General features: G+C 38.1%; 2 protein-coding genes. Both read left to right on the top strand.

All coding sequences use genetic code 11. The features are described 5' to 3' along the window. Positions 1-618, top strand: a 618-nt coding sequence (locus ACFIJP_RS09110) for a lambda exonuclease family protein (RefSeq protein ID WP_375627093.1), incomplete at its 5' end; no start/stop codon positions are given. Positions 619-687: 69 nt separating this feature from the next. After that, on the top strand, positions 688-1,176 hold the full coding sequence (locus ACFIJP_RS09105; RefSeq protein WP_375627091.1) for a DUF488 family protein: 489 nt from the start codon (positions 688-690) through the stop codon (positions 1,174-1,176). The last annotated feature ends 151 nt before the right edge of the window (positions 1,177-1,327 follow it).

Raw genomic sequence — 1,327 nt, 5'->3', positions numbered from 1 at the left:
CAAAGAACAGCAGAATGGTTTCAAGCGCGCTTGGGTAAAGTCACTGCTTCAAACGTTTACAACGTACTCAGTAAGACCGCAAAAGGTTTGCCTACAAGCAAATATGAAGATTACAAAACGAAACTCATGACAGAACGCTTAATAGGGGAAATAAGCCAATCTTATACAACACCTGCTATGCAATGGGGTATTGAACATGAAGAAGATGCCTTGAGAGAATATGGCTTCATTTATGATGCCGATATAACAAAATGCGGCTTTATCCAACACCCCACAATAGAAATGGCGGGGGCTAGCCCCGATGGTCTCATTGGAGAAGACGGTTTAATCGAAGTCAAATGCCCGAGATCAGTAACACATATGCGCTTTTGTATAGGTGACGAAATCAAACCAGAATATCACGCACAAATGCAATTCCAAATGGCTTGTACAGAACGAAAATGGTGTGATTTCGTAAGCTATGACCCACGTTTTACGGGGGAATTCTTTCACTTACGCATGAAAGTCAAGCGTATTCTCCGTGATGATCAACAAATTGAACAGATCAATCAAGCTGTTGAAACCTTTTTAGCAGAGATACAACGAGAGATAAAACAACTCTCAACAAAAGCTGCTTAACCTTATGGGGGTGTTTTGTTCCCCGCATATCTACGAGCACCCCCACCCTTTCACATAAGGAAATTAAACGTGTGTAACATCGAACATATTATCATACAGCCTGCTAAAGATGAGGAATTTTGTTTTTTTACCATTGGCTATGAAGGTAGGTCCCTTGAGAATTATCTTAGTTGTCTCATAGAAAACAATATCAAAACTTTATGTGATGTTCGTAAAAATCCAATAAGTAGAAAACACGGATTTTCAAAAAGACAATTAGAGCAAGCTGTAAGCAACATTGATATTGAATATATGCATATGCCTGAACTTGGAATTGCCTCTGAAAAACGAAGAAATTTGAAAACACAAAAAGATTATGACCGCCTTTTTAAAAATTATCGAAATACAACTCTCAAGAATAATTCTTGTGCAATAAACAAATTATATCAAATGTTTTTAAACAAAAAGCGCGTTGCAATCACCTGTTTTGAAGCCAATGTATGCATGTGTCATAGAGGACAACTCGCATTAGCTCTTACTCAATTGCCTGATTGGAAATATGAAATTAAGCACATCTAAAAAATAAACTTACAGATTTTTTACATATGGAGGTGTTTCTCTTCACAAATGCCTCCTAGCACCCCCACCCTTCCTAACACTTTCAAGTAATGCGTGATTCACGCCACACGTGAATTGCATCTCAATGTAAGGAGAAAAGATATGGCGCCTC

This window comes from Bartonella sp. MU37NMGALS, assembly GCF_042194015.1.
GTDB classification, from domain to species: domain Bacteria; phylum Pseudomonadota; class Alphaproteobacteria; order Rhizobiales; family Rhizobiaceae; genus Bartonella; species Bartonella grahamii.
The sequence above is the reverse complement of the archived record's forward strand: the minus strand, read 5'-3'. Positions and strand labels throughout refer to the sequence as shown.